Here is a 16,010-nt window from a genome sequence, read left to right on the forward strand (position 1 = left end):
CTCCGGCGCAACCACTAACACCCCCCCCCCCCCCGCGGGGGCGCCCGCTATGGGGCCGCCCCGGCCGGGCCGCTGCGCGCGGGGGGCCGGGGGGGGGGGGGGGCGGCGCCCCGGCCCGCGCGCCGCGCGCGCGGCGGCTGCCGCCTCAGTGCCGCAGCGACACCGGCCCCAGGACGGGTCGTCGTCGGTCCCGCACCCATCGCGCACGGGTCTGCCGGAACTCCGCGCGGGTCGTGAAGCGGTAGCGGTACGACACCGCGCGCACATAGCGCGGGCGCTCGCCCGCGAAGGGGTCGTCGGCGAGCAGGCGCAGGGTTGCGGCATCCGCTTCCAGGAGCTCGACCAGGAACGCCGTGAACCACTCGTCGAGCGACCGCCCGAGGGGAAGGAACCACATCAGCCAGTCCAGTCGCAGATGGTAGGGCGCGAACTGCCGAGGGATGCGGTGCACGTCGCCGGGCTTGCCCTTGAACGCGTACTCGTGCCACGTCGCCGTCTGGGGGTCGTCGTCGAGCGTGCCCTCCACGACGATCTCGATCCGCTCCTTGGTGACGGTGCCGAACGCGCCGTAGGCGTTCGCCAGCTGCCAGCGGTTGAAGCTTGCGTTCATCAGCTGCCGGTGCGCGAACAGGTTGCGCAACGGCGCCCAGCTGAGCCACACGTACAGCAGCCCGACGGCGCACGTCACCACGACCCAGTACAGCGGGGTGCCGCCAGGCTCAGCGACCGGTCCCTGACCCTGTCGAAGGGCGCCGACGCCGGGCAGCCCGATCGCCGAGAACGCCAGCACGATCGTCATCCAGTTGAGCCAGGCGAAGTTGCCGGTCAGGACCAGCCACAGCTGCGTCGCGATCACGACCGCTGCCGCCGCCGCACCGATGATCGCGGGAGCGGGCCCGGGCACCCACAGCCCGATGATCGGCGCGAACAGGAACCACGGCACGACCAGCTGCGCGACGTGGTTGCCCAGCACCTCGCCCTTGTGGAACCAGCGGGGGAGCAGATGCGCCTGCCGACTCAGCGGTCCCGGCATGGGCTGGGTCTCGTGGTGGTACGTCAGGGCCGTGAGGTCGCGCCATTCCCTGCCGCCGCGGATCTTGATCATCCCCGCGCCGAACTCGAGGCGGAACACGAGCCACCAGAACAGCACGATCACGACCGTCGACGGGGGCTGGTCGTCCGAGCCGAGGAACGCCGCGAGGAACCCCGCCTCCAGCAGCAGCATCTCCCACCCGAAGCCGTAGAACGTCTGGCCGATCGAGGTGATCGACATGTACGCCAGCCACAGCGCCAGGAAGCACAGCATCGGCACCCACGGCGGACCCAGCTGCGGGATGCCGGCGGCCAGTGCGCCCGCCACCGTCACGCCGCCCACGCACAGCGCGACCAGGCGGCGGTCGGTGTACCGGACGTGGCGGAACACGGTGGGGTGCAGCATCCACTTCCGCCTGCTGGTCGCGGAGCTGGTCGAAGCGTGCGCCCACGCCAGGAGCTCGGGTGCCGGGAGCAGGCCGCGCTCGCCGAGGAGCGGGCGGAACTGGTTCAGCGTCGACACGAAGGCGATCACGTAGAGCGCGGCGATGCCCCGCTGCAGCACCTGCCGTGCGAACTCGAAGTCGACCGCTGCCAGTGCGTCCATCGGGTCACGTCCCGAAGAGGTCCTCGAGCTCGTGGCGCTCGCCGAGACCGCGTCGTGCGGCGTCGTGCATCGCCTGCCGTGCGGCGTACCAGCCCGGCATGCCGGTGACGCCGGGGCCGGGCGGCGTCGACGCCGACGCGAGATAGACGCCTCGCAGCGGCGTGCGCCACGGCGTCGTCGACACCACCGGGCGCCGGAACGCCTGCGCGAACGTGAAGGCCCCGCCGAGGATGTCGCCGCCGATGTCGGACGGGTTGAAGGCGGAGCGCTCCGCGGCCGTCATCGCGTGGCTCGCGAGGATGCTGCGACGGAACCCCGGTGCGAACCGCTCGACCTGGCGCACCACGAGCTCGGTCGGGTCGAGCGTCGACCCCGAGGGCACGTGGATGTACGCCCACAGCACGTGCTTGCCGGCCGGTGCGCGGGACGCGTCGAGCACCGTGGGCTGCACGGCCAGCACGTACGGGCGCTCGGTCATGCTGCCGCGCGCGACGGCGTTCTCGCTCGCCTCGATCTCGTCGCGGGTGCCGCCGAGGTGCACCGTGGGTGCGAGCGCCACATCGGGGTGGGCCCACGGCACCGGCGCATCGAGGGCGAAGTCGACCTTCGCGGCGGCCGCGCCGTACCGGTAGCGCCGGATCGCCTCGCGGTACTGCTGCGGCAGGCCGTGGTGGGTGAGCAGCAGGCGCGGCGTCGTGTCGAGCAGCAGCAGGTCGCCCGCGCCGGGGTCGCCCCACTCGAGCTCGGAGAGGTCGGAGACGTGGCGGCGCGTCTCGACGGTGCCGCCGTGCGCGTACAGATCGGCGACCAGCGCGTCGGCGATGGCCTGCGCCCCGCCGCGGGGGAACGCCCAGCCGTCGGCCGTGTGCGCGTGCGCCGCGAGGAACAACCCGGACGCGGCCGCGCCCAGCGACGGCAGATGCGTGTTCGCGTGGGCCAGCACACCGGCCAGCAGCGCGTTCGCCTCCTCGGTCGCGAACGTGCCGCGGCCGAGCGGCGACCCGAGCTGCAGGGCGCGCAGGCCGAACCGCAGCGCGGTGACAGGATGCCGGGGCACCCGCAGCAGCTGCGAGCCGGTGAAGTCCACCAGGGCGCCGAGGTGGCGGCTCAGCGGGCGCAGGACGCCGCGCCACGCGCGCGCGTCGCGCCCGAGCTCCTCGGCGGTGCGCTCCAGGTCGCGCCAGGCGATCGCCGCCCGGCCGCCGTCGAGCGGCTGCGCGTACGACGCTCGCGGATGGACCCACTCCACGCGCTCGCCGAGGCCGAATGCGCGGAAGAACGGCGACGACAGCGCCGCGGGGTGCACGGCCGAGCCGACGTCGTGGTGGAAGCCGGGGAGCGTGAGCGACGCGGTGCGGGTGCCGCCGCCGACCGTCGATGACGCTTCGAGCACGCGCACGTCGTACCCCGCGCGGGCGAGCGCGACAGCCGCCGCAAGGCCGTTGGGCCCGCTCCCGACCACCGTCGCATGCCTGGCCATGTCCCCATCCTCCCACCGCGCCGACGGAGCCCGCGTGGCGATCTTCCCCCGTGCGTCGGACGGGGAGAGGATGGAAGCGCGGACGGCCCGCGGAGATGAGGTGGATCATGCAATCGGTGCTTCTCGAGACTCCGGACGGGATCACGGCGCGGCTGGGCTGGGATCCCAAGCTTCCCGAGCACGACCGCAAGCGGCAGCTCGCGAAGGAGCTCGTGGCCGCGCGCCTCGGCATCGAGGCGAAGGACGTCCGCGTGGAGCGCGAGGCGCCCGGCACGTTCGGCTTCCACACGCAGCTGATCGCCGAGGTCGCGGGCGAGGAGGTGCCGCTCAAGATCCGCAACGCCAGCTTCCGCGCGGCGACCGTCGTGGCCATCGTGGACCCGGCGGTGCAGCTCGGGATCGACCTGCGCGACGCCCACCCGGACGAGAACGAGCTGCACGTCATGCAGCGCCACTCGCATCTGCTCACCGAGGACGAGACCAACCTCTCCAAGCTCCTCGCCCACTGGACGCGCGTGCAGGCGGTGCGCGACGCCGACGGCCGCGGTGCCCGCGTCGCCGCGGATCACGTGCGACTGGACAGCCCGCTCGCGAAGGGCTGGATCCCCGACCGCAAGGTGCAGTACCGTCTCGCCGACGCATCGCGCGACAGCTGGATCATCACGCTCGCCTACGCGCAGGCCGCGGCCTGATCACACTTCGGGAGGACTGGATGCCGGGCGCCCGGCATCCACTCTCCTCAGTCCTCGACGAGGTCGGGGAGGGCCGCCGCGAGCTCGGCGAGCCACACGCGGGCGTTGCCGTCGGAAGGGGCGCGCCAGTCCCCGCGCGGTGACAGCGAGCCCGCCGGCGACACCTTGGGGCCGTTGGGGATCGCCGAGCGCTTGAACTGCGCGAACGCGAAGTAGCGCTTGAGGAACACCTGCAGCCACTTCGTGACGGTGGCGAGGTCGTACGCGTAGCGGTCCTCGTCCGGAAACCCGGGAGGCCACGCGCCGGCGGCCGCGTCGCGCCACGCGTGGGCCGCGAGATAGGCGATCTTCGACGGCCGGAAGCCGTAGCGCAGGATGTGGAAGAGCGCGAAGTCGTGGAGGGCGTAGGGGCCGATGCGATCCTCGGTGGACTGCATCTTGCCGTCCTGACCCGCGGGCACGAGTTCGGGCGAGATCTCGGTGTCGAGGACCGACTGCAGCACCGCGGCCTCGGCGTCGTCGACGCCCTCTCCGTGCGCGATCACCCAGCGGATGACGTGCTGGATGAGGGTCTTCGGCACGCCGGCGTTGACGGCGTAGTGGCTCATCTGGTCGCCGACACCATACGTGGCCCAGCCGAGGGCCAGCTCGGACAGGTCGGAGGTGCCGATGACCATGCCGCCGTGGTGGTTCGCGAGGCGGAACAGGTAGTCAGTGCGCAGGCCCGCCTGCACGTTCTCGAACGTCACGTCGTGCACGGGCTCGCCGTCGGCGAACGGGTGTCCGAGGCGCTCCAGCATCTCGCTCGCGGCGGGGCGGATGTCGATCGTCTCGATCGAGGCGCCGACCGATTCGGCCAGCGCGATGGCATTCGACTTGGTGTGGTCGCTCGTGGCGAAGCCGGGCATCGTGTACGCGAGGATGTCGCTGCGCGGGCGGTCCATGCGGTCCATCGCGCGGGCCACGACGAGCAGCGCGTGGGTGGAGTCCAGGCCGCCGCTCACGCCGATGACGGGCTTCGGGTCGCCGATCGCCCGCATACGCTGCACGAGCCCCGAGACCTGGATGTTGAACGCCTCGTAGCAGTCCTGCGCGAGGCGCGCCGGGTCGTCGGGCACGAAGGGGAAGCGATCGAGCGTGCGCAGCAGCCCGATGTCGGTGCGCGGCGGGTCGAGCCGGAAGTGCACGGTGCGGAACTCGGCGTCCGCTCCGGTCGCGCGGCGGTTGTCGTCGAACGTGCCTTGGCGCAGGCGGTCCTGGCGCAGCCGGTCGAGGTCGACGTCGGCGATCGAGCGGCGCGGCCCGTCGGGGAAGCGCTCGGTCTCGGCCAGCAGCGCGCCGCCCTCGTAGATCATCGTCTGGCCGTCCCACGAGACGTCGTTCGTGGACTCGCCGGTGCCCGCTGCGGCGTAGGCGTAGGCGGCGAGGCACCGCAGCGACTGCGACTGCACGAGATCCTTGCGGTCCTCGGCGCGGGCGATCGTGATGGGGCTGCCGCTGAGGTTGAGGAGCACGGAGGCGCCCGCGAGAGCGGCGCGCGAGGACGGCGGGATGGGCACCCAGACGTCCTCGCAGACCTCGGCGTGCAGCACGAGCCCCGGCACGTCGAGCGACTCGAAGAGCAGATCGGGACCGAAGGGCGCCTCGAGCTCGCCGACGCGGATGTCCTGCCCCGACTGGTCGTCGCCCGGGGCGTACCAGCGTCGCTCGTAGAACTCGCGGTAGGTCGGCAGGTACGACTTCGGCGCGACGCCCAGCAGCTCACCCCGGTGGATCACCACTGCGCAGTTGTAGAGGCGGTTGCGGTGGCGCAGCGGCGCGCCGACGACGAGCACCGGGAGAAGATCGACGGATGCCTCGACCAGGCGCTCGATCGCGTGCACGACGGCGTCGAGCACGGGGTCCTGCATCACGAGGTCGTCGATCGCGTAGCCGCTGAGGCACAGCTCGGGGAACACGGCGACCGCGACGGCGTCCGCATCGCACGCGCGTGCGCTGTCGAGCACGGCCTCGGCGTTCGTCGCCGGGTCGGCGATCGAGACCGGGATGGTGCATGCCGCGACGCGGGCGAACCCGTGCCGGTACGCGCTCTCGAAGGGCAGGCTCATGTGCCCAGTCTGGCAGGTGGGGCAGACCTCGCGCCCGGGTGGTCGCGCTGTGCCGGCTTGTCGGACGCCGCGGCTACTGTCGATGTGAGAAGGGGAGGGCATGCGATACATCGAGGGCGAAGGCCGGATCGTCTGGAGTGCGAGCGACCTCAAGGCCGCTGCCGAGTGCGAATTCGCATGGCTGCGGGCGATCGATGCCCGGCTGGGCAGGGTCGCGGCGGTCGAAGAGCCTGAAGACCTCACGCTCGAGCGGGCCGGCCGTCTCGGCACCGTGCACGAGCGTCGGGTGCTGGCCGACTACGTGGCGCGGTTCGGCGATCGCGTGGTCGAGATCCCCGAGACGCGGTCGACGGATGCCGCCGCCCTCGCCGCGGCGGTGGCACAGACGAACGCGGCCCTCGCCTCCGACGCCGAGGTCGTCTACCAGGCGGCATTCGCGACCGAGTCGTTCGTCGGGTTCGCGGACTTCCTCGTGCGCGACCCTTCGACAGGCTCCGGGACCGGCCGCTGGCTCGTGCAGGACACCAAGCTCGCGCGGCACGCCCGCGTGACCGCCCTCATGCAGCTCGCCGCCTACGTCCACCAGCTCGACCGCCTGGGCGTGCCGCGGTCGGGCCGCGTGCAGCTGCTCCTCGGCGACGGCAGCGTCAGCGAGCACGAGGTCGACGATCTGCTGCCGGTCTTCGAGCTGCGGCGTGAACGGCTGGCGGCTCTCGTCGCCGACCGTCGTCTCGATCTGGGTGCCGCCGGCGAGCCGATCGCGTGGGGCGACCCGCGCGGCGAGCTCGGCGTGATGGCGTGCGGCCGCTGCGCGACGTGCGACGCCGAGGTGGTGGCATCCCGCGATCTCCTGCTCGTGGCGGGCATGCGGCCGGTGCAGCGCGAACGCCTGCACGCGGGCGGCGTCGAGACGATCGAGCAGCTCGCCGGGGCGCAGGTCGCGCCGGCCGGGATGAACCCCGACGTCTTCGCATCGCTGCGCACACAGGCGCGGCTGCAGCTGCTGAGCCCCGCGGGCACTCCGCCGCTGATCGCGCCGAAGCACGCGGCCGAGGTCGTCGAGGCGGCGGTGCTCGGCGGCGAGGGCGGCGTCGTCGTCGCGGTGGCCGAAGAGGCGCCTGTCGCACCGCCCATGCCGGTGTACGAGGTCGTGGCGCCGAAGGCGCTCGGCGCGCTGCCCCGGCCCGATCACGGCGATCTGTTCTTCGACTTCGAGGGCGACCCGCTGTACACCGAGCCCCCGGTGCCGGGCGAGCCGACGCAGTGGGGCATCGACTACCTGTTCGGCTGGGTCGACACCCGTGAGCAGTACACACCCCTGTGGGCGCACAGCTTCGCCGACGAACAGCGGGCCCTCGAGGTGTTCCTCGACCTCGTCAACCTGCGCCGGCAGCAGTTCCCCGGCATGCACATCTACCACTACGCGCCGTACGAGCCGACGCACCTGCTCGCCATGGCCGCGCGCCACGGCGTGCGCGAGGCCGACGTCGACCGGCTGCTGCGCGACGGCGTGTTCGTCGACCTGTACCCGATCGTCCGTCGCGCGCTGCGCGTCGGCTCGCGCTCGTACTCCATCAAGAAGCTCGAGCCGCTGTACATGGGCGACGAGGTGCGCACCAGCGACGTGCAGAAGGGCGACGACTCGATCGTCCGCTACGTCGAGGCGCGGGCGCTGCAGGCCGACGGCGACGAGGCGGCCGCCGGGCTCGTGCTCGACGACCTCGCCGACTACAACCGCTACGACTGCGTCTCGACGCGGCGGCTGCGCGACTGGCTGGTCGACCGGGCGCGCGAGGCGGACCTGCGGCCCTCCACTGACCCCGAGCCCGACGAGCGCGCGTACGAGCCGTCGCCGCGGGCGACGATGCTCGACAGGCTCGCGCAGGAGCATCCTGCGGACTCCGACGCGGCACGATCGCTCCGCCTCGGTGCGGCGGCCATCGACTACTACCCGCGTGAGGCGAAGTCGTTCTGGGCCACGCACTTCCTGCGGCTGCGCGAGCCCGTCTCGCTGTGGGACGAGAACCGCGATGTCGTCGTCGTCGACCGTGCCCGCAGCACGGTGCGCGAGGACTGGCACTTCGCGGAGAGCGGGCGCGGCGGCGAGCGTCGGCTCATCGAGATCCACGGCGACGTGGCACCCGGCACGCGGCTGAGCGAGGGGACGAACCCGTTCGCGCTGTACGAGCTGCCGGCGCCGTACCCGTTCGAGGCCCGCGCGCGGTGGATGCACTCGTACCGCTCGGTGACCGTGGTCGAGGTGCTCGACGACGGCGCCGTGATCGAAGAGACCGCGGTCGACGGCGTGACGTGGAGCGAGCTGCCGCTGGCCCTCACGCCTCAGGCGCCGCCGAGCGCCGGCAACCAGCAGTCCGCGATCGACGCGTGGGCGGATGCCGTCATCGCGGCGTCGCCCGAGCTGCCGGCGGACCCCGCGACCGACATCCTGTGCCGCCGCGCTCCGCGCACGCTCACGGGCACCCTGCCGGGCGTCGGCGACGACGTGGTCGACGCGATCGCGCGCGCCGTGCGGGATCTCGATCGCAGCTACCTCGCGGTGCAGGGCCCTCCCGGCACCGGCAAGACGTACGTCGGCTCGCACGTGATCGCCCGGCTCGTGCGCGACCACGGCTACAAGGTCGGCGTGGTCGCGCAGGGCCACGCGACGATCGAGCAGCTGCTCGACCGGGTGATCGCGGCGGGTGTTCCGGCCTCCCAGGTCGGCAAGGCGCCGAAGGACTCCGCGGCGGAGCACACGTTCACGGTGCTGCCCAAGAACGGTGTCGCGGCCTTCACTGCTGAGCACGAGCGCGAGGGCTACGTCATCGGCGGCACCGCGTGGGACTTCAGTCACGAGGGCCGCGTGCCGCGCGGCAGCCTCGACCTGCTCGTCGTCGACGAGGCCGGGCAGTTCTCGCTCGCCTCGACGATCGCCGTCTCGCTCGCCGCGCCGCGGCTGCTGCTGCTCGGTGACCCGCAGCAGCTGCCGCAGGTCAGCCAGGGGACGCACCCCGCCCCCGTCGACACCTCCGCGCTCGGCTGGGTCATGGATGGGGCCGACGTGATCCCGCACGAGTTCGGGTACTTCCTCGCACAGACGCGGCGCATGCGTCCGGAGGTCGCGGCGACCGTCTCGACGCTGTCGTACCGCGGCGAGCTCGAGGCGCATCCGTCGACGGCGCTGCGCCGGATCGACGGCATCCAGCCCGGTCTCGTGCCGGTCCCGATGCGCCACCACGGCAATGCGACCCAGTCTCCCGAAGAGGCCGCGGAGGTCGCACGGATCGTGGGCGATCTGATCGGCCGGGCATGGACGGACGTGCGCACGGACGACGCCGACGGGGTGTCCGTCGCGACGCCGCCTCGCCCGCTGGAACAGCGCGACCTCATCGTCGTGACGCCCTACAACGCGCAGCAGGTCGCGGTCGAGGAGGCACTGGCGGCAGCGGGGTTCCCCGACGTGCCGGTGGGCACCGTCGACAAGTTCCAGGGCAAGGAGGCCGCCGTCGCGATCGTGTCGCTGGCGGCGTCGAGCGGGCGCGACGCGCCGCGCGGCCTGGAGTTCCTGCTGCTGCGCAACCGCCTCAACGTGGCGATCTCACGGGCGATGCACACGGCGTACGTCGTCTACTCGCCCGGGCTGCTCGACGACCTTCCGTACACGCCGGAGGGCGTCGCCAGGCTGAGCGGATTCGCGCGGCTCGTCGGGCGCGGCTGAGCGGCCCCGGCACCCGTTAGACTCGCGCACACCGGCAGAAGGAGCCCGCATGGCCGAGGACGCACCCCGCCAGTTCGAGATCGACCTGCCGCCCGAGCTCATCGGCGGTGCCTATGCCGACTTCGCGAACGTGTGGCACACGCCCACCGTGTTCGTGATGGACTTCCTGACCCTCGCCCAGCCTCCCCGCGAGGACGTCGACGCCGAGACCGGCCAGCGCCACACCGTCGTTCCGGCGCGCGTCGTCAGCCGCATCCGCATCCCTCCCGAGCAGGTGTTCGAACTCGCGAAGGCCCTCACCCAGCAGCTGGAGTTCTGGGAGCGCGAGACCGGTCGCCGCAATCCGCAGGAACCGCAGCTGGGCGACTGAGCGCTCGGCCGGCGCGATCGCCGCAGCGCCGGGCCCGTATCAGCGTCAGCACTCGTTCCTCCTCTCTCACACGGAGGAGGAACGACATGACCACCATCGAGCAGCCGTTCGCGGGGGCGACCGCACCCGCGCGCAGGCCCGACGCGAAGACCCCGCCGGCACGCCGCAAGCTGGTGTTCTGGATCGTCCGCTACCTGCCGGCGGAGCTCGTCGGCACTGCCGCCATGGTGATCGGCGGCATGCTGGCCACGATGTGGACCGACATCCCCGCGCTCGTCGCGCTCGCCGCGTTGGTGGGCGAGATCATCGGCTTCTACCTCGTGCTCGCGGTCACCATCTTCCTGGAGCAGGTGCAGGTCGCCTCGACGCGACGTCGCGCGATCGGCCGCACAGCGATGCTGCTGGTGGCCGAGTTCGGCGCCGCCGAGCTGCTCGACACGCTGCTCGTGCGTCCCGCCGCGCTCCTGCTGGGTGTGTGGCTCGTCCCCGACCCGGTGTGGGGCATGCTGGCCGGCAAGATCGCCGCCGACATCGTGTTCTACGCGATCGCCGCGGGCGCGTTCACCCTGACCGCCAAGGCGGGCCTGCGCGACGGATCACGGAACCGCACGGCAGACGCCGGGGCCGCACCGGCGGTGGCGCCGTGACCGCGCACGCCGTGGAGGCCGCGCTGCGTGCCCCGCACCCGGCACTGTCGCTCGACGAGCGACGGCGGGCCGAGGCATCCACTCTCCTGGCGTCGGTGGCGGCGCGCGCGGCGATCGCCCTCCACGGCACGCCGGTGCTGCTGCTCGAGCCCGACCGGGTGCGCAGGCAGTACGCACGGCTGCGCCGGGCGCTGCCGTTCGTCGGGTTCCACTACGCCGTCAAGGCGCTCGCCCACGACGCGGTGCTCGGAGTCCTCGACGACGAGGGGTGCGGCTTCGACGTCGCGACCGGGGAAGAACTCGGGATGCTGACACGCCGCGGTGTCGCCGCGGACCGGATCATCCACACCCACCCGATCAAGAAGCCCGCCGAGATCGCGGAGGCGCTCGCCGCCGGGGTGCGCACGTTCGTCGTCGACAACGATGTCGAGATCGACAAGTTCCGCGGCGCGCCGCGTGACACCCGGCTGCTCGTGCGGCTGGCGTACCGCAGTCCGCACGCGAAGAGCGACCTGTCGAGCAAGTTCGGCGTCGGCCCGTTCGAGGCGGCCCGGCTCGTGGAGCACGCGGTCGCCGCCGGGGTGCGGGTCGCGGGGTTCAGCTATCACGTCGGCAGCCAGCTCGACGACCCCGCGCGGTTCGCCGCCGCGGCCGCCGAGACGCTCGAGCTCATGGCGATCCTCGAACGGCGCCTCACGGTGCGGTTCGACACCCTCGACATCGGCGGCGGCCTGCCCGCCTCGTACGACTCCGAAGCGGCCGAGATCGAGGAGGTCGCGGCCCTGCTGCGACCGGTGCTCGAACCCCACGCCCGGCGGCTGCGGATCATCGCCGAGCCCGGGCGTGTGCTCGTGGCCGACGCCGTGAGCCTCGTGACGAGCGTCGTCGGCACCGCCGAACGCGACGACGGCCGCTGGTACTACGTCGACGACGGCCTGTACGGGTCGTACTCGAACGTGCTCACCGAGGACGTGCACCCGCTCGTCTTCGCCGTGCGCGACCTGCACGCCGGCACCCGCGACACGGGGGACCACCGCTGGGCGACCCTCGGCGGCCCCACGTGCGACTCATCCGACGTGATCGCGCGCGACGTGCTGCTGCCCGAGCTGTGCGTCGGCGACCTGCTGGTCAGTCCGACGATGGGCGCCTACACGACGGTGACGGCGACGCGTTTCAACGGACGCCCGCTGACCCCTGTCGCCACTATGGACCGAGCCGCGACCACCGCCGAGGTCGCGGTGACCTCGGACGTGCGCCGCGTGCCGATCGTGTGAGGCGGATCTCAGACGGTGCCGTACAGGCGGTCGCCCGCGTCGCCGAGCCCGGGCACGATGTAGCCCTTCTCGTTGAGCTTCTCGTCGAGCGCCCCGAGCACGAGGGTGACGTCGCGGCCGGCGACCTGCTTCTCGATCGCGGCGACGCCCTCGGGCGCGCCGAGGATGCAGATGGCGGTGACGTCCTGCGCACCCCGCTGGAACAGGAACTCGATGGCGGCGCCCAGCGATCCGCCCGTGGCGAGCATCGGGTCGAGCACGAAGCACTGCCGGTCGCTGAGGTCGTCGGGCAGGCGCTCGGCGTAGGTCGACGGCTCGAGCGTCTCGTGGTCGCGGACCATGCCGAGGAAGCCGACCTCGGCGGTCGGGATGAGCTTGACCATGCCCTCGAGCATGCCGAGACCGGCACGCAGGATCGGCACGACGAGCGGACGCGGCTCGTCGATGCGGACGCCCATCGTGGTCGTGACCGGCGTCTGGATCTCGATCGGCGCGACGCGCACGTTGCGGGTCGCCTCGTACGCGAGCAGTGTCACGAGCTCTTCGGTGAGCTGGCGGAACACCGGAGACGGCGTGCGCTGGTCGCGCAGCACCGTGAGCTTGTGGGTGATGAGAGGGTGGTCGGCGACGTGCAGGCGCATACGCCCAGATTACTGGGCGCGCGGGCTGTCGCCCAGAACAGGAGATGCGGCGGACACAGGACGATTCGGCCGGGCGCGGCCTGCATCCGCCGAATCGCGTGTTCTGGCGCCGGGGCGGCGGGCGTGCGGCCGGATACGCTCGTCCCGTGAACATCGACCCCGCCGATCTCGCCGCGATGGACCGCGCCCTGCAGCTCGCCGCGCAGGCGGGGGCGGACGGCGACGTCCCGGTGGGGGCGGTGGTGATGGATGCCGGCGGCCGGGTGATCGGCGAAGGCCGGAACCTCCGCGAACGCGACCACGACCCGACGGCGCACGCCGAGGTCGTCGCGCTGCGCGCCGCGGCCGCCGTGCGCGGCGACTGGAACCTCGACGGCTGCACACTCGTCGTGACGCTTGAGCCGTGCCTGATGTGCGCGGGGGCGGTCCTGCAGTCCCGCGTCTCACGAGTGGTCTTCGGGGCGTGGGACGACAAGGCCGGCGCCGCCGGCTCGGTGTACGACGTCGTGCGCGACCGCCGTCTGCCGTACCGGGCCGAGGTCGTCGCGGGCGTGCGCGAGGACGAGGCGTCCGCGCTGCTGCGGGCGTTCTTCGACGCCCGTCGCTGACGCCGCTGAGGTTCGGGGGTCTGCCGCCGCGGATCCGGGGGCCAGCCCCCTGCTCGCAGGGTGCGCCGCGGCCCTAGCGTGACGGCCATGACCCGCCTCATCGAACCCGTCCGCACCGCACCCGCGGTCGCGCGCCCGGGCGGCATCCGGTCCCGCATCGGCTGGACGTTCGTCCTGCTCACGGCCGTCGCGATCGTCGCGTACGCGGCCGTGCCCTACTTCACCGCCTCGCTGCAGGATCTCGCCGGGCAGGGGGTGGGCCTCGCGTCCACCTACGCGTCCGCACCGGCGTTCGTGCAGGTCGCGTTCTATACGCACATCGTCGGGGGCGCGGTGGCGCTCGTCGCCGGGCCGCTCCAGTTCTGGCGCGGGCTGCGAGGCCGCGCGCCGCGCGTGCACCGCTGGACCGGCCGGGTGTACCTCATCGCCGTCGCGGTCGGCGCGGTCGCCGGCCTGATCATCGCCCCGTGGAGCCGCGCCGGCTACGTCGGCTTCTTCGGCTTCGGCGCCCTCGCGGTGCTGTGGTTCGTCACCGCGTGGCGCGCGTACCGGGCGATCCGCCGCGGCGACGTGCCGAGCCACCAGGCCTGGATGATCCGCAACTACGCCCTGACGTACGCCGCCGTCATGCTGCGCATCTGGCTGCCGCTGCTGCTGATGGCGCCGCTCCTGCTCGGGCAGCCGTGGGAGCTCGACACCGCGTTCGCGAACGCGTACGCCGCGGTGCCGTTCGTGTGCTGGCTGCCGAACCTGGTGTTCGCGGAGTGGCTCATCCGCCGCCGCGGTCTGCCGTCGTACCGCCTCCCCGTCTGAGTGTCACCGGGGCAGGTGCGGAAGCACCTCGGCCCCGAGGTACTCGACGTGCGACACGTCCTGCAGGTCCATCAGCTGGAGGTACACGCGCTGCGCGCCGAGTGCGACGAGCCGCTCGACCTTGGCGACGATCTCGTCGCGGCCGCCCACGATGTTCACGTCGCCGCGCAGCTCGTCGACGGTGCGACCGATGTTCGCGGCGCGGCGGTCGAGTTCGGACGCGGATGCCGCGGCCAGCGTCGGCAGGGCGACCGAGAGCTTCAGAGAACCGGGGTCGCGCCCGATGCGCTCGCACGCCGCGCGCACGCCGGCGAACTTCTCGGCGATCACCTGCTCGGACTGGAAGCCGATGTTGAACTCCGTCGCGAACCGCGCGGCCAGCTCGGGGGTGCGCTTCGGACCGCCGCCGCCGACGATGACGGGCACGCGCTCCTGGACGGGCTTGGGCAGGGCCGGGGCATCCGTCAGCTCGTAGTGGGCGCCCGCGAAGGTGTACGTCCGGTCGGCGGGCGTCGACCACAGCCCCGTCACGATCTGCAGCTGCTCTTCGAGGAGGTCGAACCTCTTCGCCGGGAACGGGATGCCGTACGCCCGGTGCTCGCGCTCGAACCAGCCCGTGCCGAGGCCGAGCTCGGCGCGCCCGTGCGACATCGCGTCGACCTGCGCGACCTGGATCGCGAGGAGGCCCGGGTAGCGGTAGGTGACCGACGACACGAGCGTGCCCAGCCGGATGCGGGAGGTCTCGCGGGCGAGGCCCGCCAGCGTCGTCCACGCGTCGGTCGGACCCGGAAGGCCGGCGCCGTCGCCCATGTGCAGGTAGTGGTCGGACCGGAAGAATCCGTCGAAGCCGAGCAGCTCGGCGGTCTGCGCGAATGCGAGCTGGTCGTCGTAGCTCGCGCCCTGCTGCGGTTCGGTGAAGACGCAGTACTCCATGTCGGTCCCTCGGCTCGTCGGTCGCTGGGCTTGTCGAAGCGTGAGCTTGTCGACGCGTCAGTTGGAGGAGGTGATGACGAACTCCGACGTCGGCGGCGTCGGATCGTCCCCGGGCCGGTAGATGTCGGGCTCGAAGTAGATCACACGGGCCGCGGGCACCGCCTCGCGCACGCGCGCCTCGACCCTGTCGATGTCGGCGGCGACGTGGGCGAGCGGGGCGTCCGACGCGAAGCCGAGCTTGGCGGCGACGAGCAGCTCGTCCGGCCCGAGGTACAGCGTCTTGATGTGGATGAGCTTCTCGACCTCGGGACCGGACTCGATGGCCGTCACGATGCGGTCGTGGTCGGCATCCGTCGCCCCCTCGCCGACGAGGAGGCTCTTCGTCTCGATGCCGAGGACGATCGCGATGAGGATCAGCAGCGTGCCGATCATCAGGGTGCCGAGCGCGTCGAAGACGGAGTTGCCGGTGATGATCGTGAGGCCGACGCCGAGCAGCGCGAACATCAGGCCGGTGAGTGCCCCGATGTCTTCGAGCAGCACGACGGGCAGCTCGGGCGCCTTGGCGCGGCGGATGAACGCGACCCACGACTGGCCCTTCGGGCGGACGTGGTTGCTCTCCTTGACGGCCGTGCGCAGCGAGAACGACTCGAGGCCGATCGAGACGAGCAGCACGACGATCGGCAGCCACCACCACTTCTCGTCGAGCGCGTGGGGGTGGGTGAGCTTCTCGACGCCCTCGTAGATCGCGAACAGGCCGCCGACCGAGAACAGGATGATCGACACGACGAACGCGTACACGTAGCGCTCACGGCCGTAGCCGAAGGGATGCTCGCGGTCCGCCGCCTTGCGCGCCTTGCGACCGCCCAGCATCAGCAGCAGCTGATTGCCCGAGTCGGCGACCGAGTGGATCGCCTCCGCGAGCATCGACGCCGACCCCGAGAGGAACCACGCGATGAACTTCGCCAGGGCGATGCCCATGTTCGCCAGGAACGCCGCGAGGATCGCCTTGCCGCCGCCGGAAGCACTCATGCCGATGAGTCTACGGATGCCGCGACCCCCCGCTCGCACGGTGGCGGGGGTCGCGACC

The 16,010-nt window shown here is 72.3% G+C and carries 13 protein-coding genes; 7 read left to right on the forward strand and 6 right to left on the reverse strand.

From position 1 onward, the window contains the following. Nucleotides 1-145: 145 nt before the first annotated feature. Nucleotides 146-1,639, reverse strand: a complete 1,494-nt coding sequence (locus ACFWJ8_RS20280; protein WP_378814959.1) for a lipase maturation factor family protein — start codon at nt 1,637-1,639, stop codon at nt 146-148. Between the two features lie 4 nt (nt 1,640-1,643). Next, nucleotides 1,644-3,119 (reverse strand): phytoene desaturase family protein, encoded by a 1,476-nt coding sequence (locus ACFWJ8_RS20285; protein WP_378814961.1) that lies wholly within the window; start codon nt 3,117-3,119, stop codon nt 1,644-1,646. A gap of 107 nt (nt 3,120-3,226) precedes the next feature. Here ACFWJ8_RS20285 and ACFWJ8_RS20290 point away from each other — a divergent pair, with 107 nt between their 5' ends. Continuing rightward, complete coding sequence (locus ACFWJ8_RS20290; RefSeq protein WP_378814963.1) at nt 3,227-3,811, forward strand: hypothetical protein; 585 nt, start codon at nt 3,227-3,229, stop codon at nt 3,809-3,811. Nucleotides 3,812-3,858: 47 nt separating this feature from the next. On the opposite strand, the gene ACFWJ8_RS20295 is transcribed toward ACFWJ8_RS20290, so the two are convergent. Continuing rightward, a complete protein-coding gene (locus ACFWJ8_RS20295; protein WP_378814965.1) occupies nt 3,859-5,919 on the reverse strand; it encodes an NAD(+) synthase in 2,061 nt (686 codons plus the stop codon). A gap of 100 nt (nt 5,920-6,019) precedes the next feature. Here ACFWJ8_RS20295 and ACFWJ8_RS20300 point away from each other — a divergent pair, with 100 nt between their 5' ends. From ACFWJ8_RS20300 to ACFWJ8_RS20315, 4 genes are all read left to right on the forward strand, one after another. Beyond that, entirely contained in the window at nt 6,020-9,637 is a 3,618-nt protein-coding gene (locus ACFWJ8_RS20300; RefSeq protein WP_378814967.1) for a TM0106 family RecB-like putative nuclease, read from the forward strand. Between the two features lie 49 nt (nt 9,638-9,686). After that, nucleotides 9,687-10,007, forward strand: a complete 321-nt coding sequence (locus ACFWJ8_RS20305) for a DUF3467 domain-containing protein (protein WP_018172956.1) — start codon at nt 9,687-9,689, stop codon at nt 10,005-10,007. An 86-nt stretch (nt 10,008-10,093) separates the two neighbouring features. Then, nucleotides 10,094-10,654 carry a hypothetical protein gene (locus tag ACFWJ8_RS20310; protein ID WP_378814969.1) on the forward strand — a complete coding sequence of 187 codons (561 nt, stop codon included), beginning with the start codon at nt 10,094-10,096 and terminating at the stop codon, nt 10,652-10,654. Further along, complete coding sequence (locus ACFWJ8_RS20315) at nt 10,651-11,928, forward strand: type III PLP-dependent enzyme (RefSeq protein ID WP_378814971.1); 1,278 nt, start codon at nt 10,651-10,653, stop codon at nt 11,926-11,928. Before ACFWJ8_RS20310 ends, ACFWJ8_RS20315 begins: the two co-directional genes overlap by 4 nt. 8 nt (nt 11,929-11,936) lie before the next feature. Here the strand turns inward: ACFWJ8_RS20315 and upp are convergent, their stop codons facing one another. After that, the gene (gene upp / locus ACFWJ8_RS20320) at nt 11,937-12,569 is read right to left on the reverse strand and encodes a uracil phosphoribosyltransferase (RefSeq protein ID WP_378814973.1); all 633 of its coding nucleotides are present in this window, start codon (nt 12,567-12,569) and stop codon (nt 11,937-11,939) included. Nucleotides 12,570-12,745: 176 nt separating this feature from the next. On the opposite strand from upp, the gene ACFWJ8_RS20325 reads away from it, so the two are divergent. Continuing rightward, nucleotides 12,746-13,177 (forward strand): nucleoside deaminase, encoded by a 432-nt coding sequence (locus ACFWJ8_RS20325; protein WP_378815020.1) that lies wholly within the window; start codon nt 12,746-12,748, stop codon nt 13,175-13,177. A gap of 87 nt (nt 13,178-13,264) precedes the next feature. Continuing rightward, on the forward strand, nt 13,265-13,990 hold the full coding sequence (locus tag ACFWJ8_RS20330; protein ID WP_378814975.1) for a DUF2306 domain-containing protein: 726 nt from the start codon (nt 13,265-13,267) through the stop codon (nt 13,988-13,990). 3 nt (nt 13,991-13,993) lie between these two features. Here the strand turns inward: ACFWJ8_RS20330 and ACFWJ8_RS20335 are convergent, their stop codons facing one another. After that, nucleotides 13,994-14,923: an LLM class F420-dependent oxidoreductase gene (locus ACFWJ8_RS20335; protein WP_378814977.1), complete on the reverse strand. Its 930-nt coding sequence runs from the start codon at nt 14,921-14,923 to the stop codon at nt 13,994-13,996. A gap of 57 nt (nt 14,924-14,980) precedes the next feature. Further along, nucleotides 14,981-15,952, reverse strand: coding sequence for a cation diffusion facilitator family transporter (locus tag ACFWJ8_RS20340; protein ID WP_378814979.1), 972 nt, complete (start codon nt 15,950-15,952; stop codon nt 14,981-14,983). Nucleotides 15,953-16,010 lie beyond the last annotated feature (58 nt).

It is taken from the genome of Microbacterium sp. NPDC058389 (genome assembly GCF_042722305.1).
Lineage (GTDB): Bacteria > Actinomycetota > Actinomycetes > Actinomycetales > Microbacteriaceae > Microbacterium.

Excerpts from the sequence above, each read along its gene's own strand:
- ACFWJ8_RS20285 (WP_378814961.1), bottom strand. The coding sequence starts at position 3,119 with ATGGCCAGGCATGCGACGGTGGTCGGGAGCGGGCCCAACGGCCTTGCG.
- ACFWJ8_RS20325 (WP_378815020.1), top strand. The coding sequence starts at position 12,746 with ATGGACCGCGCCCTGCAGCTCGCCGCGCAGGCGGGGGCGGACGGCGAC.
- ACFWJ8_RS20300 (WP_378814967.1), top strand. The coding sequence starts at position 6,020 with ATGCGATACATCGAGGGCGAAGGCCGGATCGTCTGGAGTGCGAGCGAC.
- ACFWJ8_RS20310 (WP_378814969.1), top strand. The coding sequence starts at position 10,094 with ATGACCACCATCGAGCAGCCGTTCGCGGGGGCGACCGCACCCGCGCGC.
- ACFWJ8_RS20335 (WP_378814977.1), bottom strand. The coding sequence starts at position 14,923 with ATGGAGTACTGCGTCTTCACCGAACCGCAGCAGGGCGCGAGCTACGAC.
- ACFWJ8_RS20340 (WP_378814979.1), bottom strand. The coding sequence starts at position 15,952 with ATGAGTGCTTCCGGCGGCGGCAAGGCGATCCTCGCGGCGTTCCTGGCG.
- ACFWJ8_RS20280 (WP_378814959.1), bottom strand. The coding sequence starts at position 1,639 with ATGGACGCACTGGCAGCGGTCGACTTCGAGTTCGCACGGCAGGTGCTG.
- upp (WP_378814973.1), bottom strand. The coding sequence starts at position 12,569 with ATGCGCCTGCACGTCGCCGACCACCCTCTCATCACCCACAAGCTCACG.
- ACFWJ8_RS20290 (WP_378814963.1), top strand. The coding sequence starts at position 3,227 with ATGCAATCGGTGCTTCTCGAGACTCCGGACGGGATCACGGCGCGGCTG.
- ACFWJ8_RS20295 (WP_378814965.1), bottom strand. The coding sequence starts at position 5,919 with ATGAGCCTGCCCTTCGAGAGCGCGTACCGGCACGGGTTCGCCCGCGTC.
- ACFWJ8_RS20330 (WP_378814975.1), top strand. The coding sequence starts at position 13,265 with ATGACCCGCCTCATCGAACCCGTCCGCACCGCACCCGCGGTCGCGCGC.
- ACFWJ8_RS20305 (WP_018172956.1), top strand. The coding sequence starts at position 9,687 with ATGGCCGAGGACGCACCCCGCCAGTTCGAGATCGACCTGCCGCCCGAG.